The sequence below is a fragment of the Rathayibacter sp. AY1C4 genome, from assembly GCF_002932195.1.
Taxonomy (GTDB): domain Bacteria; phylum Actinomycetota; class Actinomycetes; order Actinomycetales; family Microbacteriaceae; genus Rathayibacter.
Window position 1 is genome coordinate 12,239 of sequence record NZ_PSWE01000009.1, and the last position, 26,287, is coordinate 38,525.

Below are 26,287 nucleotides of genomic sequence, written 5' to 3' on the forward strand. Positions count from 1 at the left end.
CGCCGCGGGCGGCGTCCGTCCGACAGGGCCGCGGGCTCAGACCAGGGCGGCGCGGCGCACGACCTCCGCCGGCGGCACGAAGGCGCCCGCCCGCTCGACCTCGTGCACCAGGTCGACCAGCAGCTGGTTGACCGGTGCCTCGCGCCCGCCGCGGTGAGCGGTGCGGACCACGGCCCCGGCCAGGTGGTCGATCTCGCTCGGCACTCCGCGGCGGACGCTCTGCAGCGTCGACCCGGGGTTCGGCACCTCGCCCATCCGCGCGGCCATCCGGCGGGGGAGCAACTCGACCAGGGGCAGGGGAGCGGCGGCCAGGGCGCGGACGGACGTGTTCGAGAGTCCCTGCAGCGAGCCGAAGCGGACGCCCGACGCGAGGCCCGTCCGGGCGGCCTCGCGCATCGACCGGGCGAGGACGCGCCGCAGCCCCGGATCGTCGATCGTCTCCTGGACCGAGAGCCCGGTGATCGCGGGCAGGGCGTTGACCTCGTTGATCAGCAGCTTCGTCCACTGCGCTCCGGTGAAGTCGTCGGTGACGGCGGTGGGGACCGCCTCGCCGAGCACGGCGGCGGCCCGTCGGACGTCGTCGTCGGCCGGGCGGCCGGGGACGCCGAGCGTGGTCGTGGCAGGAGCCGTGACGGTGACCCGGCCGGGTTCGAGGTGGCTCGCGGCGAAGAGGGCGAGAGCACCCACGAGCCGGGCGTCGCGCACCTGCCGGGCCGCCGCGGTGAGTCCGTCCAGTCCGTTCTGGACGACGACGACGAGAGTGCCGTCGACCGTGCGGCGGTTGGTGCGCAGCGCGTCCTCGGCGTCCTGCGCTTTCGTGCAGACGAAGGCGAGATCGGGCACGAGGTCGAGGGACTCGCCGCAGCGGACCCAGGCGGTGTGCTCGCCCCACGCCCCGTCGAGCCGGATCCCCGACCGGCGGATCGCGGTGAGGTGGTCGCCTCGGGCGGTGACCTCGACGTCGTGCCCGGCGCGGTCGAGAAGGGCGGCGATGGTGCCGCCGACGGCGCCTGCTCCGAGTACTGCGATCCTCATCCGGACAGCCTAGGACGGGCGGGCGAGGGCTCCGGCTCCACCCCGGGGGTACTCCCGATCCGTCCGTGTATCCTCGCACCCGTGCTCGAGACCCCCGCCCCGGCTCCGAACGGGATCCTCCTGCTGGACAAGCCCGGCGGCATCACCAGCCACGACCTCGTCTCGCGGACCCGCCGCCGCGCGGGGACCCGCAAGGTCGGCCACGCGGGGACGCTCGATCCGATGGCGACCGGGCTGATGATCCTCGGTCTCGGCCCCTCGACGCGCCTGCTCACCTACCTCGTCGGCCTCGACAAGCAGTACGAGGCGACGATCCGGCTGGGCTCCTCCACCACCACCGACGACCAGGAGGGCGAGGTGCTCGCCTCGGCGGAGCCCGCCCTCGTCGCGGCCCTCGCCCCGGAGTCGGTGTCCGACGCGATCGCGGCCCTCACCGGAGCGATCGAGCAGGTCCCGAGCACGGTCAGCGCGATCAAGGTGGACGGCCGCCGCGCCTACGCCCGCGCCCGCGACGGCGAGGAGGTCGTGCTCGCCTCCCGCCCCGTGACCGTCTCGGAGTTCGCCGTCCTGGCGAGCCGCCCGGTCGAGGGGTTCCTCGACCTGGACGTGCGCGTCACCTGCTCCTCCGGCACCTACATCCGCGCGCTCGCCCGCGACCTGGGCGCGTCCCTCGGAGTCGGCGGCCACCTGACCGCGCTGCGGCGCACCGCGGTCGGCCCCTTCTCCGTGGCCCAGGCCGGCGAGATCGACGAGCTCGACGTCCCCGCCGCGCTCCTGCCGCCGACGCTCGTGGCGGGCGAGCTGTTCCCCCTGCTGCGCCTCGACGCCCAGGAGGCGGGCGATCTCGCAAACGGCAAGCGCATCCCGGCCCCGGAGGCGGTGGCGGGCGCGAAGGGCCTCCTCGCCGCGGTCGGCCCGGGGGAGCGGCTGATCGGCCTCGCCGAGCGGCGCGGCACCCAGCTCAAGAGCGTCGTCAACTTCCCGACCGAGGACCTGCGGACGGCCGCCTCGTGATCGAGTGGTTCACGATCCTCCAGGTGGGGATCGCCGTCGCGGCCGGCCTGCTCTGCCTCGTGCTCGGGCTGCTCGCCCGCCGTCCCTCGGACGTCTCGGTCGGCGCGACGGCGATCGTCGAGCTGCTGCTGATCGTCCAGCTGGCGGTCGCGATCGTGTCGCCGCTGGTCGGCAACCGCCCGTCGGGGAGCCTGCCGGAGTACTACATCTACCTGATCTCGGCGCTGCTCCTGCCGCTCGCGGCCGGGTTCTGGGCGCTCATCGAGCGGAGCCGCTGGAGCACCGTGATCCTGGGCGTCGTCTGCCTCTCGATCGCGGTCATGGTCTACCGGATGCACCAAATCTGGTTCTTCCAGAGCGCCTGATCGGGCCCGCCACCGGGCCCGGCCCGGCGAGCGCCTAGCATGGACGTGCGATGTCGAAACCAGCCAGCGATGCGTCCGGACGGGCCGCTCACGACCCCTCAGTCCCCTCGGCCCCCGGGAGCGGAGAGCCGACCCGTTCCGCCCGCTCGCGCGGGATCGGCAGCCTCCTGGTCGTGGTCTACGGGATCCTCGCGCTCGCCGCGACGGGGCGCTCCGTCTTCCAGATCATCGACCGGTTCGACGAGGCGCCGCTGGCGTTCTCGCTCTCGGCGCTCTCGGCCGTCGTGTACATCGTCGCGACGGTCGCCCTGATCGTCCCGGGCCGCACCTGGCAGCGCGTCGCGTGGGTGACGATCACCTTCGAGCTGGTGGGCGTGCTCGTGGTCGGCGCGCTCAGCCTCCTCGCTCCGCAGCTCCTCGGGCTCGCGAGCGCCGACCCGTTCGGGCGCCAGTCGACGGTGTGGGCGGCCTTCGGCGCCGGCTACCTGCTGATCCCGCTCGTCCTGCCCGTGCTCGGCCTCTGGTGGCTCCGCGCGCAGGGGCGGCGCACGGCCCGGGCGGCCGCCTGATGCGCGTCGAGACCCGCCCCGGCGACCTGGCCGGGATCGGACCCTCCGCCGTCACGATCGGCAAGTTCGACGGCGTCCACTCCGGGCATCGGGCCGTCATCGGCCGGCTGCACGAGCGGGCCCGCGAGCAGGGGCTCGCCGCCGTCGTCGTCACCTTCGACCGCAATCCGCTCAGCGTGATCGCGCCGGAGAAGTGCCCGCCCGTCCTGGTCGGCAACGAGCAGAAGCTCGAGCTCCTCGCCGGGACCGGCGTGGACGCGACGCTGCTGCTCACCTTCGACGAGGCGTTCCGGGCGCTCTCACCCGAGCAGTTCGTCGAGCAGGTGCTGGTAAAGGCGCTCGAGGCCCGTGTGGTCCTCGTCGGCTCCGACTTCCGCTTCGGCGCCCGGGGAGCGGGCGACGTCGACCTGCTGCGCGTGCTCGGCGGGCAGCACGGATTCGAGGTGGAGCTGATCGACGACGTGCGGCCCGAGGACGGCCGCCGCGTCTCCTCCACCTGGATCCGCGAGCTGCTGGCCGAGGGCGACGTGGAGCACGCGACGCGCCTGCTCGGGCACGAGCCCGTCGTCCGCGGCGTGGTCGTGCACGGAGCGAAGCGCGGCCGCGAGCTGGGCTTCCCGACCGCGAACCTCTCGCCGCAGTCGCAGGGCCTGATCCCGGGCGACGGCGTCTACGCGGGCCGGCTCACCACCGACGGCGTCACGCATCCCGCCGCGATCTCGGTCGGCAGCAACCCGACCTTCGTCGGAGTGCCGCCCAAGCAGGTCGAGGCGTACGTGCTCGATCAGACGCTCGACACCCTCGACCTCTACGACCGCGTGGTCGACGTGGCGTTCGTCGGCCGGATCCGCGGCCAGGTCGCCTACGAGGGCGTCGAGCCCCTCATCCGCCAGATGAACCACGACGTGGTGCAGGTCCGCGAGGTCCTCGGCATCGACTGAGCGGGATGCCGGGCGCCGCCTAGCAGGGGCCGCGGGCCCGCACCAGCGGGAGAGGTCCCGGGGCCATCGGCGTACCGTGGCCGCATGAGCGAAACCCCCTCCGACTCGGCGCGCCCCCTCGCGCTCGTCACCGGCGCGACCGGCTACATCGGCGGCCGGCTGACGCCGCGCCTCCTCGAGGCGGGCTTCCGGGTGCGTGTCCTGGTGCGCGACCCGCGCAAGCTGGTCGACGTGCCGTGGGCGGAGGAGGTCGAGGTCGCTCAGGGCGATCTCGGCGATCCGGAGTCGCTGGAGGCCGCGGTCGAGGGCGTCGACGTCCTCTATTACCTCGTCCACTCGATGGGCTCGGGCAACGACCACGCCCACTTCGAGGAGGTCGAGAGCCGCGCCGCGCACAACGTCGCCACGGCCGCGGAGTCGGCCGGCGTCGGCCGCATCGTCTACCTCGGCGGCCTGCACCCCGAGGGCCAGGAGCTCTCGAAGCACCTCCGCTCGCGCGCTGAGGTGGGCCGGATCCTGATGGAGTCGGGAGTGCCGACGATCGCCCTGCAGGCGGGCGTGATCATCGGCTCCGGGTCGACCTCGTTCGAGATGGTGCGCCACCTCACCGACGTGCTGCCGTACATGCCCGCGCCGCAGTGGGTGCGCAACTTCATCCAGCCGATCGCCGTGCGCGACGTGCTGCACTACCTGATCGGCTCCGCGTCGCTCGAGGACGCCACGCTCAACCGCACCTTCGACATCGGCGGGCCCGACGTGCTCCGCTACGGCCAGATGATGAACGGCTACGCGGTCGAGGCCGGGCTCCCGCAGCGGCCGATCGCGTCCCTGCCGGTGTTCACCCCGTGGCTGGCCTCGCAGTGGGTCAACCTGGTCACGCCGATCCCGCGCTCGCTCGCGGTGCCCATCATCGCCTCGCTGCAGTACGACTGCGTCGTGCACGAGCAGGACATCCGCGCGCTCATCCCCGACCCCGAGGGCGGGCTGACCTCCTACCGCCGCGCCGTCCGGCTCGCGCTGGGAAAGATGCAGGCGGGCGAGATCGAGACGAGCTGGCAGAACGCGGAGGTCGTCGGCGCTCCCAGCGATCCGCTGCCGAGCGACCCGGAGTGGGCCGGCCACACGGTCTACGTGGACCTCAAGGAGCGCCGCACCCAGGCCGACCCGGCCAAGCTCTGGCGCGTCATCGAGGGCATCGGCGGCACCAACGGCTGGTACTCCTTCCCGCTCGCGTGGGTGATCCGCGGCTGGATGGACCGCCTCGTCGGGGGAGTAGGCCTGCAGCGCGGGCGCCGCGACTCCGCGCGCCTGCACGCCGGCGACGCCCTCGACTTCTGGCGCGTCGAGGAGATCGAGCGGCCGAAGCTCCTGCGCCTGCGCGCCGAGATGAAGGTGCCCGGCGGGGCCTGGCTCGAGATGCGCGCCGAGCCCTCCGGAGACGGCGGCTCGGTCTACACGCAGCGCGCGGTGTTCTTCCCGCAGGGCCTCGCGGGCAGGCTCTACTGGTTCGCGATCCTGCCCTTCCACGGCATCATCTTCAACGGCATGGCCAACCGCATCACGGCCACCGCGGCCGACCTGCCGGACTCCGGCGACGAGCGCTCCCCTGGCGGGCGCCGGGTGCAGCGGTGACAATGGAGGGGTCCGGCGGCGGCGAGGCCGCCCGGGACGCCGACGAGAGGAGCACGATGAGCGAACGGTCGAGTACGGACGCGGGGCGCGGACTCCAGCTGGGGAAGGTCCTCTTCATCGGGGACAGCATCATCCAGTCGGGAGCCTGGGGCGAGTGGCTGACGGAGTCGACGGTCGTCGACGAGGGAGTCGGAGGGGCCACCACGGCGGACGTCGTCGCGCGGCTCGCCGAGCTGGTCGCGCAGGAGCCGGACACGGTGGTGCTGCTGATCGGCACCAACGACCTCGCCTGGCACCGCACGACGGAGCACGTCGTGCGCAACATCGAGACGATCGTCGCGACGTTCCGGCGCGATCTTCCGGACGTGCGCATCCTGGTGACCTCGGTCCTGCCGCGCGGACACGAGTTCGCGCCGCAGATCCGCGAGATCAACCGCCACCTGTGGCAGTTCGCGCCCACGGCGCACGCGGGCTACCTCGACCTGTGGCCGGTGCTCGCGGGCGAGGACGGCGGGCTGCTCGAGCAGTACTCGCCGGACGGCCTGCACCTCAACGAGGACGGCTACCGCGCGTGGCGCGAGGCACTGGGCCCGGCGCTCGAGGCGGTCGTGCGGATGCCTCCGCGGACCCGCCCGATCACTCTGCCCTACGACGAGTTCGCGCGGCCGAAGACGGCCTAGCGCAGCACCGTGGAGGGGGAGTCGACCGCAGGGTCGGCTCCCCTTCCGTCATTCCGCGGCCAGGGCGGCCTCGAAGGCCGCGAGGGCGTCCGCGGAGAAGAGGACGAACCGGACCTCGTCGAGTGCGCCGTCCGCGGTCGCCTCGCGGACCGTCTCCACCGCGATGCGCGCCGCGTCGTCCATCGGCCAGCCGTAGACGCCCGCCGAGACGGCCGGGAAGGCGAGCGTCCGCGCACCGAGACCGACGGCGGTGCGCACCGACTCGCGGTAGGCCGAGGCGAGGACGGCGCTGCGGTCCTCCCACCGCGAGTGGACGGGACCGACGGTGTGCACGACCCAGCGGGCAGGGAGGCGGCCGGCGGTCGTGGCGACCGCGGAGCCGGCGGGCAGACCGTCCGGCAGCTCGGTCCCGCGGAGCCGGCGGCACTCGGCGAGGATCTCCGGTCCGCCCGCGCGGTGGATCGCGCCGTCGACGCCGCCGCCGCCGAGGAGCGACGAGTTCGCCGCGTTCACGATCGCGTCGACGTGCTCGCGGGTGAGGTCGCCGCGCACGGCTCTCAGGGTGGTCACGACTCCTCCTCCAGGCTTCGTCCGAGGGCAGCGATCGCCGCAGGTCCCACGCGGCAGCAGCCGCCGATCAGATCCGCTCCCGCCGCGCGCCAGGAGGCGACCAGCGCGGGGTCGAAGGCCGCGTCGCCTGCCCAGCGACGCTCGACGGCGTCCCACTCCTCGCCGCTGTTCGGGTACACGACGACCAGCTTGCCGGTGACGGAGCGGGCGATGCGGACCGCCTCGGCGACGTCGCCGGGCGGGCAGCAGTTCACTCCCACGCCGACGACCTCCTCGGAGGCGGCGGCGACGGCGAACGCCTCGGCCAGGGGCTCGCCGGCCGCGGTGCGGCCCGAACGGCCGCTCACGCCGATCCAGGCGGGGACCGAGGAGCCCGCGAGGGCCTCCACGACGGCCCGCACCTCCCGCACCGACGGGATGGTCTCGACGGCGAGCAGGTCGGGCCCGGCCGCGGCCAGGGTCTCCAGGCGCGGGCGGTGCCAGGCGGCGAGCTCGCCGACGGTGAGGCCGTCGTCGCCGCGGTACTCGGAGCCGTCGCCGAGGCTCGCACCGAAAGGGCCGACGGAGGCGGCGACCCAGCCGCTCTGCGCGCGCCGGGCCAGGTCGACGCTCTCCCGGAGGGCGCGCTCGACGAGGCCCGGGGCCAGCCCCGCGGCTGCGAATCCGCTCGCGGACACCTGGTAGCTCGCGGTCACCGCGACCCGGGCGCCCGCCTCGGCGAAGGCGCGGTGCGCGGCGACGACCCGGCCGGGCTCCTCCAGCAGGACCCGGGCGCTCCAGAGCGAGGAGTCCACCGCGGCGCCCTGCGCCTCCAGCTCCGTGCCCAGGCCCCCGTCGAGCAGCAGCGGGCGCACCCGCGCCGCGGCGACGAGGCCGGCGGTCACGAGCGGTTGTTGGAGAGCTCGAAGATCTTCACGAGCTCGGCGATGGCCGCCTCGCGGGCGTCTCCGCCCTCCTCGAACATCGCGGTGATGTGCGTGCGGAGGTGGTTCTCGACGATGAGCTTGTTGAGCGAGCCGAGCGACTTCTGGATCGCGAGGGACTGCGTGACGATGTCGACGCAGTAGTCCTCGTTCTCGATCATCCGCTCGAGGCCGCGCATCTGGCCGCCCAGGATCCGGGCACGGTGCAGCGAGCGCTTCTTGAGGTCCTCGATCACTCCTCCAGCCTACGCGCCGCGGGCGGTACCCGGGCGGGGTATGCGCGCGCCTACGATCGAGGGGTGAGCACCCGCAAGCCGTCCCGCGCGACCGCCGCCCGCTACCCCTCGCGCGACCGCGCCCGCATGGCGCTCGCGCCCGGGATCCTCGGCGCGATCGTGCTGCTGGCCGGGCTCGCCCTCGTCGGCTCCGATGCCTACGACTTCATCCGCTACCCGGTCGCGATCCTCGCGGCGGTCATCGGCTGGTTCGCGATCCAGGCGCGCGCACTCCTCTGGCTGATCGGGCTCGTCCCGGTGCTCGTGCTGTGGAACCCGGTGCTGCCGTTCGCGTTCCCGGACGCGATCTGGTCCTCGCTGAGCCTCGCCGCGGTCGGCGTCTTCGTGGCGGCGGGCCTCGTCATCCGCGTCCCGACCCCGGAATGACGACGAGCGCGACCGTCCGCGCGTCTGAGCGCCGACCGGACCGCCCCGAGGAGTAGACTGGCGCCGCACCCGCACGCCGGGGATGCTGCGACCGGGTCCCAGACCCGTTGCTCGGAGCTCTCGACGGCCACCGGATGCACCGACGCCCGACGCCTCCCCGGAGGCGATCCGGCGGATGCACGGCGACGGCAGCGCGCGGGAACCCTTCCTCCGCCCCCCGTCACACATCGAGGAGGAGCATGGCTCGCAGCGGCCAGCGTCAGTCCGGTCAGACGCGACGAGCGTCGAACGCCGCCGGGAGCCGACCCCGATCGCGTTCGCGCGGCGTGGACAACGCGGGGATCATCCCGATCCTCGCCCGCCGCGTCCGCGAGGTGGAGGCGAAGGCCCAGACCGGCAAGGTCGGGCCGACCAACCGGACGAAGTTCCTGGTGATCGCCCTCCTGATGCGCGAGGAGCGCAAGCGGGTCAAGGTCGATCCCTCGCTCAGCGACGCGCAGCGCGCCGAGGAGATGAAGCGCCTCGACGGCATCGCCACGATCCTGGCCAAGACGGCCGCCCGCGACACCAGCCTGATCGCGCTGCTCGAATCGGAGGCCGGCGTCACGGCGGCCGCGCAGAAGCTCCGCCGCGACTGGCTGCTCGAGGCGGGCGCGGAGCTCAGCCCCGACGAGCTGCTCATCGTGACCGAGCCGGAGCCCAAGCCCGAGGTGCCGGTCAACCAGGTCGTGCCGCAGTCGGTGCGCGCCCGCCAGCTGGCGAACCCCTTCCTCCCGCCGGACTTCTCGATCGCCGAGGCCTCGGCTCCGGCGCCGCGCCGCAGGCTCGACGACTGGGAGCTGCTCGGGCCGCTCTTCAAGGCGTTCGAGTACGGAGCGGGCGGACGGGCCGCGAGCATGGAGCTCCCGGAGCCGCCGAAGCTCGACCGGGTCTCGCCGCGCGGCCGCGAGCTGATGCCGCACCAGGCGCGCTTCATCGAGAGCGCCCGCGAGGGGCACCGCAGCTTCCTGCTCGCCGACGAGCCGGGTCTGGGCAAGACCGCGCAGAGCCTCCTCGCCGCCTCGGTGGTCGGGGCGTACCCGCTGCTCGCGGTGGTGCCGAACGTGGTCAAGATGAACTGGGCGCGCGAGGTCGAGCACTGGACCCCGCAGCGGCGCGCCACGGTCATCCACGGAGACGGCGGCACGCTCGACGCGTTCGCCGACGTGGTCATCGTCAACTACGACATCCTCGACCGGCACATCGGCTGGCTCGGGAGCCTGGGCTTCCGCGGCATGGTCGTCGACGAGGCGCACTTCATCAAGAACCTCCGCTCGCAGCGCTCGCAGAGCGTGCTCGCGCTGGCGTCGAGGATCCGCGAGACCACTCCGGGGCACGATCCGCTGATGATCGCGCTGACCGGCACCCCGCTGATCAACGACGTCGACGACTTCCGCGCCATCTGGCGCTTCCTCGGCTGGATCGACGAGACCAAGCCGGGGCCGGAGCTGATGGGCCGCCTCGAGGAGACGGGCCTCACCCCCGCCGACACGGGCTTCTACCCGGAGGCGCGCGAGGCCGTGATCGACCTCGGCATCGTCCGGCGCAAGAAGATCGACGTCGCCGCCGACCTGCCGTCGAAGCGGATCGTCGACCTGCCCGTCGAGCTGGACGACGACCTCGGCCGCTCCATCCAGAAGGCCGAGCGCGAGCTCGGCGCCCGCATGCTGCAGCGCTTCAGGGCGGTCACCTCCTCGATCACGCACGAGCTCGACGACGACGAGCGCGAGCGGTTCATCCGCATCGTGGCGCAGAGCGAGCTCGAGGAGTCGAAGTCGGCCAAGACCGGCGAGAACGTCTTCACCATGGTGCGCCGGATCGGCCAGGCCAAGGCGGCGCTGGCCGCCGACTACGCCTCGCAGCTGGCCCGCTCGGTGGGCAAGGTCGTCTTCTTCGCGAAGCACATCGACGTGATGGACCAGGCGGAGGACACGTTCGAGAAGCGCGAGCTGACGTCCGTCTCCATCCGCGGCGACCAGACCGCGGCGTTCCGCCAGACGCAGATCGACGCCTTCAACGAGGACCCCGACGTCTCTGTCGCCGTGTGCTCGCTCACCGCGGCGGGAGTCGGCGTGAACCTGCAGGCGTCCTCCAACGTGGTGCTCGCCGAGCTGTCGTGGACCTCGGCCGAGCAGACGCAGGCGATCGACCGCGTGCACCGCATCGGCCAGGAGGAGCCGGTGACGGCGTGGAGGATCATCGCGGCGCACACGATCGACGCGAAGATCGCCGAGCTCATCGACGCCAAGGCCGGTCTCGCCGCCCGGGCGCTCGACGGCGCGGACGCCGAGACGGCCTCGGCCGACACGGTGCAGCTGGACGCCCTCATGCACGTCCTGCGCGAGGCGATCGGCTGAGCGCACCCGACCGGGCCGGCTGAGAGCTCAGCCGGTCCGGGCGAGCGGTGCGGCGAAGAAGTCCTTCTCGAACGAACTCGACCGCAGGAACGCGTCCCTCATCGCGGCGCGCTGCCTCGGTGAGGCGTCGCGGGCGGCCTGCTCCGTGAACTCGATCGCCCGCTCGGTGGCCGTCGCGAAGACCGGGTCGCCGTACGTGAGCAGCCAGTCCGCGTAGGGGTGCTCGGGGTGCCCGGAGGCGGCGAGGCGCGACCCGACGTCGGCGTAGAGCCAGAAGCAGGGGAGCAGGGCGGCGACGATCTCGCCGTAGCCGCCCCGCGCGGCGACCGCGAGCAGGTGGTCGGTGTAGCCGCGGGTCACGGGCGCGGGAGCCGCGTCCCTGGTCCCGAGCCGGTCGCGGTGCAGCTGCGCCTCCGCCGCGAGGGCGGACGCCGAGCCCTCGGCCCAGAAGACCTGCTCGGCGGTGGTCGGCGCGCGCTGCGCCGCCACGGCCAGGACGCGGGCGTACTCGGTGAGGTAGAGAGCGTCCTGCTCGAGGTACCACTCGAAGTCCTCCCGCCCGAGGGAGCCGTCGCCGAGGGCCCGCACGAACGGGAGCGCGTCGATCTCGTCGCGGAGGGTCCGGGTCCGCTCCCAGACGTCCGCGCAGAACGCCGGAGGACGTTGCCGGTGGAAGTGGTCGATCGGGCCGTTGCCGGTGCCGACCTCCAGGGCGTCGGCGGCGCGCAGGGCGCCGGTCAGCCACTCCTTGGCCTCCGTCAGCGCCTCGACCAGGGCGTCGGAGGAGGCGTCGCGCCCGGCCAGGAGCGTCGCCATCGCGGACGAGAGCGAGCACCCGGTGCCGTGCGTGTTCGAGGTGGCGACGCGCTCGCCGGGGACCTCGCGCACGAGGCCGTCGGGGGTGACGATCGCGTCCGGGGTGGCGGGGCCGTCGAGGTGGCCGCCCTTCACCAGCACGGCGGCCTCGAGGGCGCGGGCGAGTGCCGCTCCCTGCGCGAGCGCGGCCGGCCAGTCGGAGGCGGTCGGCTCTCCGGCCAGCACGCCCAGCTCGGGGAGGTTCGGCGTCACCAGGTCGGCGCGGCGGAGCAGGTCGCGCACGGCGTCCTCCGCCTCGGGAGCGAGCAGCCGGTGACCGCTGGTCGCGACCATCACCGGATCCACGACCACGACGGGCGGGCGGACCTCGTCGAGCCACTCGGCGACGACTCCGGCGTACTCGGCCGTGGCGAGCATCCCGATCTTCACCGCGTCGATCGTGACGTCGTCGCTCACCGCGTCGAGCTGCTCGCGGAGGAACGCGGCGGGTGGCAGGTGCACGGAGCGGACACCGTGCGTGTTCTGCGCGACGAGCGCGGTGACGACCGCCATGCCGTAGCCGCCGAGCGCGCCGATCGACTTGAGGTCGGCCTGGACGCCTGCACCGCCGGTCGGATCGGTGCCGGCGATGCTGAGGACACGGGGGACGCGGGCGCCGGCGGTCACCGGTCCCACTCCGCTCGGATCAGGCGGGCGGCCGCCGCGGGGTCGGCGGCCGTGCAGAGCGCCGACACGACCGCGAGGCCGGCCGCACCGGCGAGGCGGAGTGGCCCCGCGTCCGCGGCTCCGACTCCGCCGATGGCGACGCAGGGCAGCGCCGTGGCCGCGGCGAGGGCGGCGAACCCGTCGACACCGAGGGGAGCGGGGTGGTCGGGCTTGGTCGCGGTGGGCCGGATGACGCCGACGCCGAGGTAGTCGACCGTCCCCGCGGGCAGGGCGCGGACGGCGGCGAGGTGCTCGGGGGTGTTCGCGGTGAGCCCGATCACCGCGTCGGGTCCGAGCAGCGAGCGGGCGGCGGTGACGGGGAGGTCGGACTGCCCGAGGTGGACGCCGTGGACGCGGGCGCCCGCGAGGCGGGCGGCGAGGGCGACGTCGACGCGGTCGTCGACCAGCAGGGTCGTGCGCTCGTCGAGGACGGCGGCGACGGCCCGGGTCAGGGCGACGAGCTCGGCGGCGGGGGCGTCGTGATCGCGGATCTGCACGGTCGTGACTCCGCCCCGGACGGCGGCGGCGACCACCGCGGGCACGCCGCGCGGGCCGCACTGGGCGGTGTCCGTGACGAGGTAGAGCGAGAGGTCGAGGCTCATGCGATCCGCGCCCCGGCCTCGGCGTCGGCCGGCTGGAGGGCAGCGAGGGCGTCGAGGAGGCCGACGGCGAAGGATCCGGGACCGCTGCTCGCGGCGGCGGCCCGCTCGGCGGCGAGGCCCCAGACCGCGGAGGCGCTGACGGCCGCGTCGAGCGGGCGGGCGCCCGCGCCGAGGAACGCCGCCATCACGGCGCCGAGCGCGCAGCCGCCGCCGGTCACGCGGGTCAGCAGCGGGTGGCCGCCCGTGACCCGGACGATCCGCTCGCCGTCGGTGACGAGGTCGACCGCTCCCGAGACGGCGACCACGCCGCCGGTGCGGCGGGCGAGGACGCGGGCGGAGTCGAGCGCCTGCTCGGCGGTGTCGACGGCGTCCACGCCGCGGCCGCCCGCACCGGCTCCCGCGAGGGCGAGGATCTCGGAGGCGTTGCCGCGGATGATCGCGGGCCGCGCCTCGAGCAGCTCCACCGCCAGAGCGGTGCGGACGGGCAGCGGGCCCACGGCGACCGGATCGAGCACCCACGGGGTGCCGGCGCGTCCGGCCGCGGCGACCGCCTCGCGAGCACCCTCGCGCTGCTCCGCTCCGGGCGTGCCGAGGTTGACGAGCACCGCGGAGGCGAGGCCCGCGAAGACGCCCGCCTCGCCGGGCAGGTCGCACATCGCCGGGCTGGCGCCGAGGGCCAGGAGGCTGTTGGCGGTGAAGCCGGTGACGACCGTGTTCGTGATGCACTGCACCAGGGGCCCGGCGGCGCGGAGCTCGGCGAGATCGCGACCCACGGACGCCGGGTCGGGCGCCGTGTCGGCGGGGAGGGTCGGGTGGACAGGCGTGCGAATGCTCATTCGCGACATCCCTTCGCTAGTACGAACTAGATCAGGTTCAACGGGTCTTCTCTCAGCCCTGGCGGGCACCCCGTGTCACTGCGCACGACCCTAGCAGCGGGCGCGGGCGCGCTCGCTGCTGCAGTGTGAGAGGAGGGAGCGGGCCGTCGCCGCCCCTTCGCCCGGGAGCGGCCGCTCAGCCGGTGAGGATCGTCGAGTCGCCGCGCGGCCCCACCGCGACGCGGAGGCCGATCGGCAGCCGCTCGCGCATCGCGTCGACGTGGCTGATCAGGCCGATCGTCCGACCGCCCGACCGCAGCTCGTCCAGCGTGCTGAGCGCCGTCTCGAGCGTCTCGGCGTCGAGCGAACCGAAGCCCTCGTCGATGAACATGGTCTCGAGCGAGATGCCGCCGGACTGCGCCGTCACCACGTCGGCGAGGCCGAGGGCGAGGGCGAGCGAGGCGAGGAACGTCTCGCCGCCGGAGAGCGAGGCGGGCTGCCGGCGGACGCCGGTGAAGGCGTCGAGCACGTCGATCCCGAGGCCGGAGGCGGCGCCGCGGTAGGCGAGCGAGTCGTCGTGGGCGAGTGCGTAGCGGCCGCTGGTCATCGCGTCGAGGCGGAGGTTCGCCGCGGTCACGATCTCCTCCAGGCGTCCGGCGAGGGCGAAGGCCTCGAGGTCCATCCGGCGCGTGTTCTGCCCCCGGCCGGAGACGGTCTCGGCCAGCGCGCGCAGCTCCTCGTGGCGGTGGAGACGCTCACCCAGCACGGCGAGGCGGCCCGCGGCCGTCGCGGCGAGCTCGGCCAGGCGCTCCGAGCGGTGCTCGAGCACGGAGAGGCCGGCTCGCGCCTCGTCGCGACGGGCGGAGGCCTCGCGCGAGCGCTCCTCGGCGGCGGCGAGGTCGACGGCCGTGCCCGGCAGTCCGCGGAGTTCCGGGTCGGCGAGCACCGCCTCCGTCGCGCTCCGCCGTCGCTCGTGCTCGGCGACGACGGCCTCGGCCCGCGCCCGGTCCCCGCTGGCCAGCGCGGCCGACTCGGCCTCCTCGGCGGTCGTGAAGCCGCGCTCGGCGAGGACCTCGGCGAGCTCCTCCCGGGCGGCGGCGGCGGCCTCGGACCGCGAGACGGCCGCCTCCTCGGCCTCGACCAGGGCGACGGCACGACGGCGCTGGGCGTTCAGCTGCTCGACGCGCGAGGCGACGCTCGTCGCGCCGTCGCGGAAGGCCTCGACGCGCTCCCGCAGCAGCCGCAGCGCTTCAGCGGCGAGGGCGGACTCGTCGGCGCGGGCGCGGTGCTCCTCGCGAGCGGCGTCCCGTCCGGACGTGAGAGCGTCGATCCGGGTGCGCAGCCGGGTGCGCTCGCGCCGCAGCTCCTCCATGCGGGCGGCGGCGCGGCGCGCCGAGGCGAGCCGCTCCTCGTGCGCCGGGCGGAGCGACTCCGGATCCGCGTCCTCGCCCACACGCTCCTCGAGCGCCGCGAGAGCCCGAGCCGCGGCTCCCTCGCGCTCGCGGGCGCCGTCGAGGGCGGCGGCGGCGCGCTCCACCGCGACGCGGGCCCGGTCGAGGTCGTCGGTGCCGACCGTCGTCGGGCCGTCGTGCTCGGCCGGGCGGGGGTGCTCGCACGAGCCGCAGACGGGGCAGGGCTCGCCCGGCTCCAGCCGCTCGGCGAGCTCCCCGGCGAACCCGGCGAACCGGCGCGCGATCAGGGCGGCCTGCTCCGCGGCGCGCTCGCCGTGGACGTGCGCCGCGTCGGCGTAGGCCGTGCGGAGCCGCTGCAGGCCCGCCGCAGTGAGATCGCGCTCGAGGGCCGCGGCGATCCTCCGCTCGAGCGCGGCGAGCTCGTCGACGCGCGCGGGGACGGCGGCGGCCTCCCCGGCCAGGGACTCCTCCTCGCCGGCGAGCGCGTCGACGTGGGCGGGCAGCTCGCGCAGCTCCGCCTCGATCCCGGCGAGCGCGGTCGCCGCCGCCTGCTCGGCGCGCGCGGACCGCTCGGCGACGCGCTCCGCGTCGGGGAGCCGGCGCTCCTCGGCCAGCGCCTCGGTGAGGGCGCCGAGGACAGCGGCGAGCCGTTCGGCCGTCTCGGCGGCCGGGCCCCCGGACGCGTCCCCGTAGGCGTCGGCCGCGAGGTCGCGCTGCTGCCGGGCGGCCCGCTCCTTCTCGGCGGCTGCCCGGGCGGAGCGGAGCAGCGGCAGCACGCCGTCGGCCCGGCGCGCGCGCTCGATCGCGGCCCGCTGCTGCTCGACGTGCGCCTCGGCGACCACGAGCTCCTCCGCCTCGATGAGGGCGCGCCGGCGCCGCTCCTGGCCCCGGGCGGTGCGCCGGGCCTCGTCGAGAGCGGCGCCCGCGGCCTCGTGCGCCGCGTCGGCCGCGGCGGAGCCGGCCCGGGCCGCCTCGAGCGGAGCGGCGAGCCGCGCCGGCAGCCCGGCGAACCAGGCGGCGTCCGGCAGGGGCGGCTCGGCTCCGTCATCGAGGAGCCGGACGGCCTCGTCCGCGAGCGCCGTCACGGCCGCGCGCTCCTCCTCGAGCCCGACGGCGCTCGCGTCGCGCTGCTCGAGCAGGCGGCGGCGGAGCAGATCGAAGCGCTCGGTCGCGAAGAGCGTGCGCAGGAGCCGCTGCCGGTCGTCGTTCTTCGCGAGCAGGAACTCGTGGAAGCGGTTCTGCGCCAGCAGGATCACCTGGAGGAACTGGTCCTTCGTCAGGCCGACGATCCGGCCGATGTCGGCGCCCACCTCCTTCGCGCTCGACGAGAGCCCTACCCAGGCGCCGTCGACCTGCTCCAGCAGCTCGACCTTCGCCGGCTGGGTCGTGGTGCCGGTGCCGCGCCGTTTCGGCCGCTCGTACTCGGGCGAGCGCCGGACGCGGTAGACGCGCCCCGCCGCCTCGAAGTCGAGCTCGGCGAAGGTCTCGTCCTCGGGGCCGCTGTGGTCGCTCCGGAGGCGCGAGGCGGTGCCGTCGAAGCGGGGGACCGAGCCGTAGAGCGCGAACGCGATCGCGTCGAGGATCGTCGACTTGCCCGCTCCGGTGCGCCCGGCGATGAGGTACACGCCCACGTCCTCGAGCCGGTCGAAGTCGACGCACTGCTCGGCGCGGAACGGTCCGAGTCCGGCGAAGGCGAGTCGGCGGATCCTCACCGCAGAGCCTCGGCCTCGACGGCCGCGAGCGCGTCGAGGGTGAGGGCGCGCTCGGTCTCCGTGGCGCCGTGACCGCCGCGGACGTGGGCGAGGAAGTCGTCGACGACATCCACGTCGCTCCGCCCGCGGATCCGCTCGGCGTACGCGCGCGGCTCGGCCGCGGCGTGCGGGGGCCGGTGCTCGAGCGTGGCGCAGCCGGGGAAGCGCGACTGCAGGCGCGCCATCGCGTCGAGCGGGCGCACGGGATCGGTGAGCACCGCCGAGACCCAGTCGCCCTCCACCTCGGCCAGGGAGGGATCGCGCAGCAGCTGCTCGAGCTCGCCCTCGATCACGCTGAGCCTCCTCGGCACGGGGAGCGGCGACCACTCGACGCCCTCGAGCCCCTCGGGCCCGATCGTCACCAGCCAGGCGCCGCGCGGCTTCGACGCCTCGCCGAACGAGTAGTGCAGCGGCGCTCCGGAGTAGCGCACGCCCGGCAGCAGCTCGGCGCGTCCGTGGATGTGCCCGAGCGCCGCGTAGTCGGCCGCGGCGAAGTGCTCGACCGAGACGTAGTCGAGCCCGCCCGCCGTGATGTCGCGCTCGAGGACCGCGGCCGGGGCTCCGACCGCGAAGCAGTGCGCGAGCACGACCCAGGGACGGCCCGCCGCCTCGGCGGCGGCGCGCACCCGCGCCATCGCGAAGGCGAGCACGTCCTCGTGGCGGCGCAGCTGCTCCTCCGGGTGCCGGTGGCGGTAGAGGGCGGGCTCGAGGAAGGGGATGCCGTGGACGCCGACCTCGAGCCCGGACGCGTCGCGCAGCACGACCGGCTCGGCGTACGCCTCGGGGTCGGTGAGGACGTGGACGCCCGCTCCGCGAAGGAGCCCCGCCTGGAAGCCGAGCCGGGCGGGGGAGTCGTGGTTGCCGCTGGTGAGGACGACCTCGGCGCCGGCCGCGCGGATCGCCTCGAGCGTGCGGGTGAGGAGGGTGTAGTGCTCCGCGGCGGGCACGGCGGAGTCGAAGACGTCGCCGGCGATCAGCACCGCGTCCACGCGCTCGGCCCGCACCGTCTCGACCAGGGCCTCGAGCACGGTCGCGAGCGCCGCCGTCGTGGAGTGCCCGTGGAAGGTGCGGCCGATGTGCCAGTCCGAGGTGTGCAGCAGCTTCACGGTCGTCCTTCCTCTGCGTCGTCCGGGGGAGCAACTCCAGGCTAGTGAGGCCCTCCGACACCGGCGGCGCAGCGGACACCTCCCGTTCACCGGGAGGTGCACAATAGGGCGTCGGTCGAGCAGAGGAGATGGTCGTGAAGCTGCCCCGCGTCCCCGCGACGATCCTGGGTCTGGGCTCGCGCACCCGCGCCGCCGCCGAGGACACCGCTCCCATCCAGCGTCTGCGCCCGGACGACGAGCCGGCCCGCACCAGCACGGTCGACAACGCGATCTACCAGGACGGCCGCCGGGTCGTCTCACCCGGCAGCATCCCGGAGGCGCTCGCCGCCCTGCAGAAGCTGCCCGACGCGATGGCGTGGATCGGGCTGTACCGGCCGAACGCGGCCGAGCTCGCCGCGCTCGAGGACGAGTTCTCGATGCACCCGCTCGCCCTCGAGGACGCGATCAGCGCGCACCAGAGGCCCAAGCTCGAGCGGTACGGCAGCGACATGTTCGTGGTGCTGCGCGCCGCCAGCTACTCCGACCAGCGCGAGGAGGTCGACTTCGGCGAGCTCCACCTGTTCGTGGGGTCGAACTTCGTCGTCACGGTCCGCCACTCCGAGAAGCCCGACCTCTCGCTGGTGCGGCGGCGGATGGAGGCCGATCCGGAGCTGCTGCGCGTCGGCCCGGTCGCCGTGCTGTACGCGATCCTCGACGCCGTCGTGGATCAGTACTCGCCCGTCGTCGCCGGTCTCGAGAACGACATCGACGAGATCGAGGCGCAGGTCTTCGAGGGCGACCCGGCGGTGTCCCGACGCATCTACGAGCTCAGCCAGGAGGTGCTGGACTTCCAGCGTGCGGTCGCTCCGCTGACCGGCATGCTCGGGCGGCTCGTCACCGACTTCGAGGTGTTCCAGTCGGATGTGGAGCTGCGCCGCTACATCCGCGACGTCGCCGACCACGTCGCGCTCGTCACCGAGCGGGTCGACGGCTTCCGCACCACGCTGCGGGAGATCCTGGCGGTGAACGCGACCCTCGTCGCCCAGCGCCAGAACGAGGACATGAAGAAGCTCGCGGAGGTGGGCAACCAGCAGAACGACGAGGTCAAGCGGATCTCCGCCTGGGCGGCCATCTTCTTCGCGCCGACCATGATCTCGAGCATCTACGGCATGAACTTCGACGTGATGCCCGAGCTGCACGTGGCGTGGGGGTACCCGGCGGCGCTCGCGGCGATGCTCGCCTCGAGCGTGGTGCTGCACCGGCTCTTCAAGCGGTGGGGCTGGCTCTGAGCCCGCGTCCCGCGACGTGTCAACACCGTGACGGTCCCGGAGGCTCCGCGTAGCGTCGCTCGCGGGCCGTCCGGCCCCTGAACGGAGGGACTCCCGATGACTCCGGAGGACACGACCACGACGGCCCCGCGGCCCCGCTCCCTCTGGCGGGCGGGCGCGGCTCCGATCCCCTCCGACGAGTTCGTGCCGGGCGCGCACTACGACGACGTCGTGGTCGGCGCCGGGCTCACCGGGCTGGTCACCGCGCTCCTCCTGCAGCGGACCGGCCGGCGCGTGCTGGTGCTGGAGGCGCGGGAGGTCGGCGCCGTCACGACCGGGAACACGACGGCGAAGCTCAGCCTCCTGCAGGGAGCGCACCTCTCCCGGATCTCGGAGCGCAACATCCCCGCGGTGACCGAGGCCTACGTCGCGGCGAACCTCGCGGGCTTCCGCTGGCTGCTCGACTACTGCGAGGGCGCGGGCGTGCCGGTGCAGAGGCGCACCGCCTACAGCTACGCGCAGACGCCCGAGGGCGTGGACGCCGTCCTGAAGGAGCACGCGACCGCGCGCCGCTTCGGCCTCGCGACCCGCCTCGTCGGCGAGCTCGACGTGCCGTTCCCCAGCACGGCGGCCGTCGCCCTCGACGACCAGGCCCAGTTCGACCCGATGGACGTCCTCACGGCGCTCGCCGCCGACTTCCGCGCCGCCGGGGGCACCCTGGTGCAGGGCGTCCGGGCCCTCGGGATGCGAGCGACCGCTCCCGTCCGGGTCCGCACCAGCGCGGGCCCGGTGACCGGGGACCGGGCCTACCTGCTCACGGGGACGCCGATCCTCGACCGCGGCCTGTACTTCGCCAAGATCGCCGCGCTGCGCTCGTACGCGGTCGCGTTCCGCACCGACGTGCCGATCCCCGACGGCATGTACCTCTCGGTCGACGAGCCGTCCCGCTCGGTGCGCGACGCCGAGCGCGACGGCGAGCGGCTCCTCCTGATCGGCGGCAACGGCCACCCCGTGGGGCGCAGGCCCGTCACCTCGGAGGCGGTGGACGACCTGGTCGCCTGGACGCGGCGGTCCTTCCCGGGGGCGGAGCCGGTCGTGCAGTGGAGCGCCCAGGACTACGAGCCGTTCCACCGTGTCCCGTTCGTGGGCTGGCTGCCGCGGGGCCGCGGACGGATCTTCCTGGCGACCGGCTACGACAAGTGGGGGATGACCAACGCGGTGCAGGCCGCGCTGACGCTCGTCGCCGACCTCGAGGGCGGGACGCCGGCCTGGGCGAGGACGCTGCACCGCCGGCCCACGCTGCCGCGGGTGATGGCGGAGGGGCTCGGCGCCGGGCTGGCGGTGGGCGCCTGGTACGCCCGCGGGTGGTCGACAGCGCTCCGCGCGCCCCGCTCGGCCGGGGTGGTGCCGGCGGAGGGCCAGGGCTCGCTCGCCCGCGACGGCCTGCAGCCCGTCGCGGTCTCCACCGTGGAGGGGCGGCGCTGCGCGGTGTCGGCGGTGTGCCCGCACCTGGGCGGGATCGTCACCTGGAACGACTCGGAGCGCAGCTGGGACTGCCCGCTGCACGGCTCCCGCTTCGCAGCCGACGGGACGGTGCTGGAGGGGCCGGCGGTCGAGCCGCTCGCCCCGCTGGGCTAGGACGGCCGCCGGCTCAGCGGAGCCGACGGCCGAGGCAGGCCCCGCGGAGCAGGCGGCTCAGTCCTCGTCCGCTCCGGGCTCCGCGACCTCGTCGCCGTCCGCGCCCGAGGCGTCGCCGGTCGTGTGCAGATCGGTGTCGCCCGGGATGCTGAAGTCGCTCAGCGGGTCCAGGGGCTTCTTGTCGTCGGTATCGTCGCTCATGCCTGCCACCCTACGAGCGTCCGGCGAGGCGCTGCACCGCGGCGACCGGGATCGACAGCCACTCCGGCCGGTTGCGCGCCTCGTAGATCGCCTCGTAGACGGCCTTGTCGAGCTCGAACGCGTCGAGCACCGCCCGGTGCGCGGTGACCGCGTCGCCCGCTTGCTCGGCGTAGCCCTCGAGGAACGCGGCACGGCTCGCCGCCGCCCACGCCGCCCTCGAGGCGCCCGGCTCGGCCTGCTCGTGCGCACCCGCCGCGTAGTCGAAGGAGCGCAGCATCCCCGCCACGTCGCGAAGGGCCACGTCGGGAAGACGGCGCTCGTGCATGGGCCGCAGCGGCTCGCCCTCGAAGTCGAGGAGCACCCAGCCGCGATCGGGCACGGACAGGACCTGCCCGAGGTGGTAGTCGCCGTGGATGCGCTGGAGCCTCGGCCACGGCGCGGTCTCGGCGGCGCGGAACACGGCCTCGATCGCCTCCGAGTCCTCGGCGATCACGGGGACCTCTGCCGAGGCGATGCGCAGGCGACGGCGCATGGCCGCGACCATCCGCTCGACGACCTCGGACGTGGTGTCCTCGGTCGGCATGACCTCCGCCAGCGTCGCGTGCACCTCGGCGGTGGCGCGGCCCAGCTCGCGGGCGGGTCCGGTGAAGTCGGAGTCGGCGGCGACCGCCTCGAGGGCGACGCGCCACGCGTCCTGGACCCCGGGGAGGAACTCCTGCGCGAAGGCGAGGTGCCCGAAGGCGCGGCCCGTCTCCTCGCCCTCGTCGTCCCACTCGCCGGTCACGTTGCCGATCACGGGCGGGACGAGGGCGCTCCCGGCGGCGTTGAGCGCCGACTGCACCGTCACGTCCGGGTTGTCGCCGTGGTGGAGGGCGCGGAAGACCTTGACGATCACCGGGGTCGCGTCGGATCCGTCGTCGGCGGTGGTGCGGACGATTACCGAGGTGTTCGACTGCTCGCCGCTGAGCACCTTCGAGGACGCGAACGCCCCGATCGCGGCACCCGGCTGCCGGTGGCCCTCGGCGCGGGCGCCGCCCTGGGCGCCGTCCTCGTCGGAGCGGCCACCGTCGGCGATCATCCCGAGCAGGGCGCGGGCGAACACCGGGTCGCGCGGAGCGTCGTACACGTAGTGCGAGTCGTCGGAGTAGACGAGGGCGTCCTCGAGCCCGGGCACCGGAGCCGCGTGGACGGTCACCGGCACCTGGTACAGCACCGGGCTCGTGCCTGCCCGGTCGATGAAGAGGTGGTCCACCACCTCCGCCTCTCCGGGGTGCAGCGACCAGGCGCCGCGGACCTCCAGCTCGGGGCGCCGCCCCTTGCTCGCGTACCACCTCTGGTCCGCCACCCATGCGGCGATGCGGTCGATCGACAGGCCTGCGCTCATGCTCTTCCCTCCGTCGGCACCCCGAACCCTACTGGCCGCGGACGACGGGCGGAGGGGCTTGCGGCGGGGCGCTCAGGCCAGCTCGAGCACGTCCAGCGTCCAGGCGTACTCGAACGCGATCTCGCGCCAGCGCTCGTAGCGTCCGCTCACTCCGCCGTGTCCTGCGGTCATCTCGGTGCGCAGCAGCGCGGGAGCGCCGACCTCGCGGAGCCTGGCCACCCACTTCGCCGGCTCCACGTACAGCACCCGGGTGTCGTTGAGGCTCGTCGTCGCGAGGATCCGGGGGTACTGCACGCCCTCGCGGACGTTCTCGTAGGGCGAGTACGACTTCATGTAGGCGTAGACCTCGGCGTCGTGCAGCGGGTCGCCCCACTCGTCCCACTCGATCACCGTGAGCGGGAGCGACGGGTCGAGGATCGAGGTGAGCGCGTCGACGAACGGGACCTGCGCGAGGACGCCGGCGAACGCCTCCGGGGCGAGGTTCGCGACCGCGCCCATCAGCAGGCCGCCGGCCGACCCTCCCTGCGCGACCAGGCGGTCCGGAGTGGTGAAGCCCGCGTCGACCAGGTGCCGCGCCGCGGAGACGAAGTCGGTGAAGGTCGTCCGCTTCGCCAGCGTCTTCCCGTTCTCGTACCAGGAGCGGCCCATCTCCCCGCCGCCGCGGACGTGCGCGACGGCGAAGACGACGCCGCGGTCGAGCAGCGAGAGGCGCGCGATCGAGAAGCCCGGGTCGATGCTCGCCTCGTACGAGCCGTAGCCGTAGAGGAGGAGCGGCGCGGGGGCCGAGTCCGGATCGGCGGCGTCGCGGCGCCAGACGAGCGAGAGGGGCACCCGCGTGCCGTCCTCCGCCACGGCCCACTCCCTCCTCTGCACGTAGAGCGCGGGGTCGTAGTCGCCGAGCACCGGCTGCTGCTTGAGCACCGTGCGCTCGCCCGTCGCGACGTCGAGCGCGAGCACGGTCGAGGGGGTGACGAACGAGGTGTAGGCGAGGCGGAGGGAGGGCTGCTCCCACTCCGGGTTCCCCGCCAGGCCCGCGTCGTAGAGCGGCTCGTCGAAGACGATCTCCTCGAGCCGCGCTCCGGCGCCGTCCTCGCGGAGCAGCCCGAGCCGGGTGGCTCCGTCGGCGCGGTACGAGACGACGACGTGCCCGGCGAAGGCGTCGACGCCCTCGATCCGGCGACCCTCGCGGTGCGGCACCACCACGCGGCGCTCGCGGGCCCGGGCATCGGCGTCGAGCGACAGGTCGGCCGGCTCCTCGACGATCTCGAAGTCGAGGGCGCCGTCGTTGTGCACGATCAGCAGGCGGTCGTGCCCGTCGACGACGGCGTGCTCGACCTCGTACTCCACGCCCTCTCGGCGCGGCCACACCGAGCGGAAGGAGCCGGTCGGGTCGGACGCCTCCAGCAGCAGGCACTCGCTCGTGATCTTGCTGCCGATCTCGATGACGAGGAAGCGGCGGCTGCGGGTGAGGCCCACGCCGATCCAGTAGCGCTCGTCGGGCTCGGCGAAGACGACCTCGTCCGGGGTCCCGGCGCCGACCTCGTGCCGCCAGATCGTGTCGGGGCGCCAGGACTCGTCGACGGTCGGGTAGAAGACGAAGCGCGCGTCCGCGCCGAAGGTCGCTCCGCCGCCGGTCCCCTCGATGACGTCCGGCAGGTCCTCGCCGGTCTCGAGGTCGCGGATGCGGAGGGTGTAGCGCTCGTCGCCCTCGACGTCGGTGCCGAAGAGCAGCCGTCGGCCGTCCGCCGAGACGTCGAAGCTGCCGAGCGAGAAGAAGTCGTGTCCCTCCGCCTCCGCGTTGCCGTCCAGGACGACCTGCTCGCCCTCGAGTGGACCGCCCTCGGCGATCGACGGCGGCGTCCAGTCGTCCGGCCCGCTGATCGGCGCCCGGCAGTGCACGGCGTACTGGCGGCCCTCGTAGGAGCGCGAGAAGTACCACCAGGAGCCCTCCCGGACGGGGACCGAGAGGTCGGTCTCCTTCGTCCGCGAGCGGATCTCCTCGAACAGGCGCTCGCGCAGCGGAGCGAGAGGAGCCAGCACCGCCTCGGTGTACGCGTTCTCGGCCTCGAGGTGCGCGATCACCTCGGGGCTCTCCTTCTCGCGCAGCCACTCGTAGTGGTCGACCACCACGTCGCCGTGGTGGCGGCGCTCGAGGGGGACGCGGCGGGCGACGGGCGGAACGGGCGCGGTCATCGCTCCAGCCTAGGGCGAGGGCGCCCCTGGCCGCCCGGGGTGCCGCAGCGGCGCCGGGCGTGATCACAATGGAGCATGGCCAGCGGTGCGGAGAACGAGTCGGCGACGTCCCGGGCGGGCGGTGCGCGGAGAGTGCAGACCGAGGTCGAGCGCAAGTACGACGTCGACGCGGGCACCCGGCTGCCCGACCTGACCGGCACCGGGAGCGTCGCGAGCGTCCGCACCGAGGAGCCGGTGACCCTCCGCGCCGAGTACTTCGACACCGCCGAGCGCGCTCTGTCCCGGGCGCGGATCACGCTGCGCCGCCGCGAGGGCGGATCCGACCAGGGCTGGCACGTCAAGCTGCCCGGCTCCTCCGGCCGCACCGAGATCCACGCGGAGCTCACGGCCTCGCGCACGGTCCCGTCCGCCGTCCGCGAGCCGGTGCTCGGGCAGGTGGGGCGCGCGCCGCTCGAGCCGCTGGCGCTGCTCGAGACGGTCCGCTCGATCACCCGCGCCCTCGACTCCCACGGGCGGGAGCTCGCCGAGATCGCCGACGACCTGGTGACCGCGCGCGACCAGCGCACCGGCCGCGAGCGGCGCTGGAGGGAGTGGGAGGTCGAGCTCGTCGACGTCCCGGGCGACGAGGGCGAGCGGGTCCTCGACGCGATCGAGCAGCGCCTCCTCGCCGCGGGCGCCCGCCCGGCCGCCAGCGCCTCCAAGCTCGCCCGGGCCACCGGCGGCCCGATCGAGGAGACGGTCCCGGATCCGCGGAACGGCGGGGAGGCGGCGCTCGCCGCGGTCCGCTCGCTCCTGCGCGAGCTGCGCGCCGTCGACCCGCGGGTGCGCCTCGAGGCCGACGACGCCCTGCACCGGATGCGCGTGCTCGCGCGCCGGCTCCGGTCCGTCCTCGCCGCCTCCCGCTCCGTGCTCGACCGTGCGGCGACCGACCCCGTGCGGGACGAGCTGCGCTGGCTGGGAGGGGTCCTCGGCGCGGCCCGCGACCAGGAGGTGCTCGCCGAGCGGTTCCGCACCTCCCTGGCGGCCGTCGAGGGCGCCCCGAGCACCCCCACCGCCCTGCTGGAGGAGATCGAGCACCGGCACGCCTCGGCGCTGCGCCGCGTCGACCGCACTCTGCGCGGCGGCCGCTACCTCGCGCTCCTCGCCTCGCTCGACGCCCTGCTCGCGGATCCGCCCCGCACCGCGCGGGCCGGCTCGAGCGCGACGGCGCTGGTGCGCCGCTCCGTCGCGAAGGACCTCGCGCGCATCTCCGCGGCGGGGTCCGCGGCGGCCGGCGGCTCGCTCGAGGCTCGTCACGACCTGCGGAAGGCGGCGAAGCGGCTCCGCTACACCGTGGAGGCGTGGCGGGCGGTCGTCCCCGAGGCCGTCGGCGCCCGGCGCCGCTCGCTCGCCGAGGCGGGAGAGGACCTCGCCGACGCCCTGGGGGAGGAGCGCGACGCGCTCGCCGCCCGTGCGCTGATCCTGGAGGAGGCCGATCGCAGCGGGGAGGGAGCCTTCGCGCTGGGGGTCGTCGCCGCCGAGGAGCGGCACCGCGCCAGACGGGCCGCGAAAGCCGCGGAGAAGGCGGGGGACCGTCTCGAGTCGCTCTCGCGCTGACCGCGCGGCCCCGCGGTCGCTGTCAAGCCGACGG

Annotated in this window: 23 protein-coding genes and 1 riboswitch; of the genes, 11 read left to right on the plus strand and 12 right to left on the minus strand. The window is 74.6% G+C overall.

Going from position 1 to position 26,287, the window contains the following annotated elements; genetic code table 11:
* Positions 1–36 precede the first annotated feature (36 nt).
* Positions 37–1,035, minus strand: a complete 999-nt coding sequence (locus tag C5C99_RS06275) for a ketopantoate reductase family protein (RefSeq protein ID WP_104249600.1) — start codon at positions 1,033–1,035, stop codon at positions 37–39.
* 81 nt (positions 1,036–1,116) lie between these two features.
* On the opposite strand from C5C99_RS06275, the gene truB reads away from it, so the two are divergent.
* The 6 genes from truB (at position 1,117) to C5C99_RS06305 (ending at position 6,236) form a co-directional block, all read left to right on the plus strand.
* Positions 1,117–2,049: a tRNA pseudouridine(55) synthase TruB gene (gene truB / locus C5C99_RS06280; protein WP_104223057.1), complete on the plus strand. Its 933-nt coding sequence runs from the start codon at positions 1,117–1,119 to the stop codon at positions 2,047–2,049.
* The gene (locus C5C99_RS06285; RefSeq protein WP_104327287.1) at positions 2,046–2,414 is read left to right on the plus strand and encodes a hypothetical protein; all 369 of its coding nucleotides are present in this window, start codon (positions 2,046–2,048) and stop codon (positions 2,412–2,414) included. The genes truB and C5C99_RS06285 overlap by 4 nt, the downstream gene beginning before the upstream one ends.
* Before the next feature lie 50 nt (positions 2,415–2,464).
* Positions 2,465–2,983, plus strand: coding sequence for a hypothetical protein (locus C5C99_RS06290; protein ID WP_258063425.1), 519 nt, complete (start codon positions 2,465–2,467; stop codon positions 2,981–2,983).
* Complete coding sequence (locus C5C99_RS06295; protein WP_104327315.1) at positions 2,983–3,924, plus strand: bifunctional riboflavin kinase/FAD synthetase; 942 nt, start codon at positions 2,983–2,985, stop codon at positions 3,922–3,924. The genes C5C99_RS06290 and C5C99_RS06295 overlap by 1 nt, the downstream gene beginning before the upstream one ends.
* An 84-nt stretch (positions 3,925–4,008) precedes the next feature.
* Positions 4,009–5,556: an SDR family oxidoreductase gene (locus tag C5C99_RS06300; RefSeq protein ID WP_104268494.1), complete on the plus strand. Its 1,548-nt coding sequence runs from the start codon at positions 4,009–4,011 to the stop codon at positions 5,554–5,556.
* A 56-nt stretch (positions 5,557–5,612) separates the two neighbouring features.
* The gene (locus C5C99_RS06305; protein WP_104268531.1) at positions 5,613–6,236 is read left to right on the plus strand and encodes a GDSL-type esterase/lipase family protein; all 624 of its coding nucleotides are present in this window, start codon (positions 5,613–5,615) and stop codon (positions 6,234–6,236) included.
* 48 nt (positions 6,237–6,284) lie between these two features.
* Here the strand turns inward: C5C99_RS06305 and C5C99_RS06310 are convergent, their stop codons facing one another.
* Genes C5C99_RS06310 through C5C99_RS06320 form a run of 3 tightly spaced genes read right to left on the minus strand, consistent with a single transcriptional unit; the run spans position 6,285 to position 7,965 of the window.
* On the minus strand, positions 6,285–6,806 hold the full coding sequence (locus tag C5C99_RS06310; RefSeq protein ID WP_104246566.1) for an O-acetyl-ADP-ribose deacetylase: 522 nt from the start codon (positions 6,804–6,806) through the stop codon (positions 6,285–6,287).
* Complete coding sequence (mmuM, locus tag C5C99_RS06315; RefSeq protein ID WP_104339800.1) at positions 6,803–7,690, minus strand: homocysteine S-methyltransferase; 888 nt, start codon at positions 7,688–7,690, stop codon at positions 6,803–6,805. Before mmuM ends, C5C99_RS06310 begins: the two co-directional genes overlap by 4 nt.
* A complete protein-coding gene (locus C5C99_RS06320) occupies positions 7,687–7,965 on the minus strand; it encodes a metal-sensitive transcriptional regulator (protein ID WP_104223062.1) in 279 nt (92 codons plus the stop codon). Before C5C99_RS06320 ends, mmuM begins: the two co-directional genes overlap by 4 nt.
* Positions 7,966–8,028: 63 nt before the next feature.
* Between C5C99_RS06320 and C5C99_RS06325 the strand changes: the two genes are divergently transcribed.
* The gene (locus C5C99_RS06325) at positions 8,029–8,391 is read left to right on the plus strand and encodes a DUF6804 family protein (RefSeq protein WP_244229446.1); all 363 of its coding nucleotides are present in this window, start codon (positions 8,029–8,031) and stop codon (positions 8,389–8,391) included.
* A 239-nt stretch (positions 8,392–8,630) separates the two neighbouring features.
* On the plus strand, positions 8,631–10,787 hold the full coding sequence (locus C5C99_RS06330) for a DEAD/DEAH box helicase (RefSeq protein WP_104225603.1): 2,157 nt from the start codon (positions 8,631–8,633) through the stop codon (positions 10,785–10,787).
* Positions 10,788–10,814: 27 nt separating this feature from the next.
* On the opposite strand, the gene thiD is transcribed toward C5C99_RS06330, so the two are convergent.
* The 5 genes from thiD to C5C99_RS06355 form a co-directional block, all read right to left on the minus strand.
* A complete protein-coding gene (gene thiD / locus C5C99_RS06335; RefSeq protein WP_104339801.1) occupies positions 10,815–12,269 on the minus strand; it encodes a bifunctional hydroxymethylpyrimidine kinase/phosphomethylpyrimidine kinase in 1,455 nt (484 codons plus the stop codon).
* Positions 12,266–12,910, minus strand: a complete 645-nt coding sequence (thiE, locus tag C5C99_RS06340; RefSeq protein WP_104255108.1) for a thiamine phosphate synthase — start codon at positions 12,908–12,910, stop codon at positions 12,266–12,268. Before thiE ends, thiD begins: the two co-directional genes overlap by 4 nt.
* The gene (gene thiM, locus C5C99_RS06345; RefSeq protein WP_104339802.1) at positions 12,907–13,746 is read right to left on the minus strand and encodes a hydroxyethylthiazole kinase; all 840 of its coding nucleotides are present in this window, start codon (positions 13,744–13,746) and stop codon (positions 12,907–12,909) included. Before thiM ends, thiE begins: the two co-directional genes overlap by 4 nt.
* Positions 13,738–13,829: riboswitch (TPP riboswitch) on the minus strand. (Overlaps the previous gene by 9 nt.)
* Before the next feature lie 92 nt (positions 13,830–13,921).
* On the minus strand, positions 13,922–16,849 hold the full coding sequence (locus C5C99_RS06350; RefSeq protein ID WP_104339803.1) for an AAA family ATPase: 2,928 nt from the start codon (positions 16,847–16,849) through the stop codon (positions 13,922–13,924).
* Entirely contained in the window at positions 16,846–17,994 is a 1,149-nt protein-coding gene (locus tag C5C99_RS06355) for an exonuclease SbcCD subunit D (RefSeq protein ID WP_104339804.1), read from the minus strand. Before C5C99_RS06355 ends, C5C99_RS06350 begins: the two co-directional genes overlap by 4 nt.
* Before the next feature lie 128 nt (positions 17,995–18,122).
* Between C5C99_RS06355 and C5C99_RS06360 the strand changes: the two genes are divergently transcribed.
* Together C5C99_RS06360 and C5C99_RS06365 are read left to right on the plus strand one after the other, a co-directional pair.
* Positions 18,123–19,262 (plus strand): magnesium and cobalt transport protein CorA, encoded by a 1,140-nt coding sequence (locus C5C99_RS06360; protein ID WP_104223070.1) that lies wholly within the window; start codon positions 18,123–18,125, stop codon positions 19,260–19,262.
* A gap of 96 nt (positions 19,263–19,358) precedes the next feature.
* Positions 19,359–20,879 (plus strand): FAD-dependent oxidoreductase, encoded by a 1,521-nt coding sequence (locus tag C5C99_RS06365; RefSeq protein WP_104335088.1) that lies wholly within the window; start codon positions 19,359–19,361, stop codon positions 20,877–20,879.
* Positions 20,880–20,936: 57 nt separating this feature from the next.
* On the opposite strand, the gene C5C99_RS17085 is transcribed toward C5C99_RS06365, so the two are convergent.
* The 3 genes from C5C99_RS17085 to C5C99_RS06375 all read right to left on the minus strand — a co-directional run bounded on the left by C5C99_RS17085 (position 20,937) and on the right by C5C99_RS06375 (position 24,657).
* On the minus strand, positions 20,937–21,080 hold the full coding sequence (locus C5C99_RS17085) for a hypothetical protein (protein WP_159914626.1): 144 nt from the start codon (positions 21,078–21,080) through the stop codon (positions 20,937–20,939).
* A 10-nt stretch (positions 21,081–21,090) separates the two neighbouring features.
* Complete coding sequence (locus C5C99_RS06370) at positions 21,091–22,464, minus strand: phosphotransferase (RefSeq protein ID WP_104223072.1); 1,374 nt, start codon at positions 22,462–22,464, stop codon at positions 21,091–21,093.
* 72 nt (positions 22,465–22,536) lie between these two features.
* On the minus strand, positions 22,537–24,657 hold the full coding sequence (locus C5C99_RS06375) for a S9 family peptidase (RefSeq protein ID WP_104339805.1): 2,121 nt from the start codon (positions 24,655–24,657) through the stop codon (positions 22,537–22,539).
* Positions 24,658–24,732: 75 nt separating this feature from the next.
* Here C5C99_RS06375 and C5C99_RS06380 point away from each other — a divergent pair, with 75 nt between their 5' ends.
* A complete protein-coding gene (locus C5C99_RS06380) occupies positions 24,733–26,253 on the plus strand; it encodes a CYTH and CHAD domain-containing protein (RefSeq protein WP_104324187.1) in 1,521 nt (506 codons plus the stop codon).
* Positions 26,254–26,287 lie beyond the last annotated feature (34 nt).

What these genes read in the sequence shown, in the direction of transcription:
- C5C99_RS06295 (WP_104327315.1), top strand. Translation starts at nt 2,983, where the DNA reads ATGCGCGTCGAGACCCGCCCCGGCGACCTGGCCGGGATCGGACCCTCC.
- C5C99_RS06300 (WP_104268494.1), top strand. Translation starts at nt 4,009, where the DNA reads ATGAGCGAAACCCCCTCCGACTCGGCGCGCCCCCTCGCGCTCGTCACC.
- C5C99_RS06305 (WP_104268531.1), top strand. Translation starts at nt 5,613, where the DNA reads ATGAGCGAACGGTCGAGTACGGACGCGGGGCGCGGACTCCAGCTGGGG.
- C5C99_RS06375 (WP_104339805.1), bottom strand. Translation starts at nt 24,657, where the DNA reads ATGACCGCGCCCGTTCCGCCCGTCGCCCGCCGCGTCCCCCTCGAGCGC.
- C5C99_RS06370 (WP_104223072.1), bottom strand. Translation starts at nt 22,464, where the DNA reads ATGAGCGCAGGCCTGTCGATCGACCGCATCGCCGCATGGGTGGCGGAC.
- C5C99_RS17085 (WP_159914626.1), bottom strand. Translation starts at nt 21,080, where the DNA reads ATGAGCGACGATACCGACGACAAGAAGCCCCTGGACCCGCTGAGCGAC.
- C5C99_RS06330 (WP_104225603.1), top strand. Translation starts at nt 8,631, where the DNA reads ATGGCTCGCAGCGGCCAGCGTCAGTCCGGTCAGACGCGACGAGCGTCG.
- thiE (WP_104255108.1), bottom strand. Translation starts at nt 12,910, where the DNA reads ATGAGCCTCGACCTCTCGCTCTACCTCGTCACGGACACCGCCCAGTGC.
- C5C99_RS06275 (WP_104249600.1), bottom strand. Translation starts at nt 1,035, where the DNA reads ATGAGGATCGCAGTACTCGGAGCAGGCGCCGTCGGCGGCACCATCGCC.
- thiM (WP_104339802.1), bottom strand. Translation starts at nt 13,746, where the DNA reads ATGAGCATTCGCACGCCTGTCCACCCGACCCTCCCCGCCGACACGGCG.
- C5C99_RS06365 (WP_104335088.1), top strand. Translation starts at nt 19,359, where the DNA reads ATGACTCCGGAGGACACGACCACGACGGCCCCGCGGCCCCGCTCCCTC.
- C5C99_RS06290 (WP_258063425.1), top strand. Translation starts at nt 2,465, where the DNA reads ATGTCGAAACCAGCCAGCGATGCGTCCGGACGGGCCGCTCACGACCCC.
- C5C99_RS06360 (WP_104223070.1), top strand. Translation starts at nt 18,123, where the DNA reads ATGGTCGTGAAGCTGCCCCGCGTCCCCGCGACGATCCTGGGTCTGGGC.
- C5C99_RS06380 (WP_104324187.1), top strand. Translation starts at nt 24,733, where the DNA reads ATGGCCAGCGGTGCGGAGAACGAGTCGGCGACGTCCCGGGCGGGCGGT.